This window comes from Occultella aeris (assembly GCF_902703175.1).
Classification (GTDB): Bacteria; Actinomycetota; Actinomycetes; order Actinomycetales; family Beutenbergiaceae; genus Occultella; species Occultella aeris.
Map to the genome: position 1 here is coordinate 1 of NZ_CACRYJ010000072.1, position 995 is coordinate 995.

The 995-nt window shown below is 71.6% G+C and carries 1 protein-coding gene; it reads left to right on the forward strand.

The genetic code is table 11. The features are described 5' to 3' along the window. The first annotated feature begins 258 nt into the window (after window positions 1–258). Window positions 259–654 (forward strand): GntR family transcriptional regulator, encoded by a 396-nt coding sequence (locus HALOF300_RS26780; protein WP_156743939.1) that lies wholly within the window; start codon window positions 259–261, stop codon window positions 652–654. Window positions 655–995: the final 341 nt, after the last annotated feature.

The following is a 995-nucleotide window of genomic DNA, read 5'->3' on the forward strand; positions in this document are numbered from 1 at the left end:
ACCTGGCGGTGGTTCCGGCGGCTGGGCGGGACCTGGCGGTGGTTCCGGCGGCTGGGCGGGACCTGGCGGTGGCTCCGACGGCCGCTGGACGGGACCCAGCGGTGGCTCCGACGGCCGCTGGACGGGACCCCACGGTGCATCCGACAGCGATGTGGAATCCGGCACCGCGCACCAAGGCGGACAGCCATCCGGCACCGCGTCCGGTGACAGGACGAGCCGTGGGACCTCGCCGACCGTGCAGGCGCGGGCCGTTCGGCCATGACGCTACAGGTACGCGTCGACCTCACCCTTGGGGTGCCCCCGTACGAGCAGATCCGCAGCCAGATCGCCGGCCACGTGGGAGCCGGCAACCTGCACCCCGGCGACCGGCTGCCGACGGTGCGTGACCTCGCAGCCGACCTGGGCGTGGCCGTGGGCACGGTAGCGCGCGCCTATCGCGAGCTCGAGCAGTCCGGTCTGGTCCAGACCCGCCGACGGCTGGGTACCGTGGTCGCCGACGGAGCAGGTCGAGGGGCCGCCGATGAGACTCTGCAGCGCTCCGCCGCCGCGCTGGTCCGTGCTGCGCGCGCCGAAGGGCTCAGCGACGACGCCGTGCTCGATCTCGTCCGTGGCACCCTCATGGCGCCCGGGCCCACCAGAGCGACAGGTCCGTAGGTGACCCTGGAGGCTCGCCAGATCAGGCTGTGAGTCGCGGCGGATGTCACACTCGGCCGGTCTTTGCCTCCGCGTGCGAGCGCGCTGGCTCGGGTCTGCACCTCACATGGGCGGGAATCGCGTGCGGCCGCCTCCGACGTATCAGGGCCGGCCGGACGCTCGCCGAGCCACTGATCGGAGCAGTCTCCCTCGCCGCCCCGCTACCACGTGCTCAGTTCCAGGGGTTTCGGGTGGGGAGGATTTCGGTGCCGTCTGGTCGGTAGAAGTGCCATGTGCCGTTGCGTCGGATCATGGTGATGTTGTGGGTGTGGATCAGGTGGTGGTGGTAGCGGCAGACCAGG

Bases quoted from the DNA above. Each gene is read 5' to 3' on its own strand.
- HALOF300_RS26780 (WP_156743939.1), top strand. From the start codon at position 259: ATGACGCTACAGGTACGCGTCGACCTCACCCTTGGGGTGCCCCCGTAC.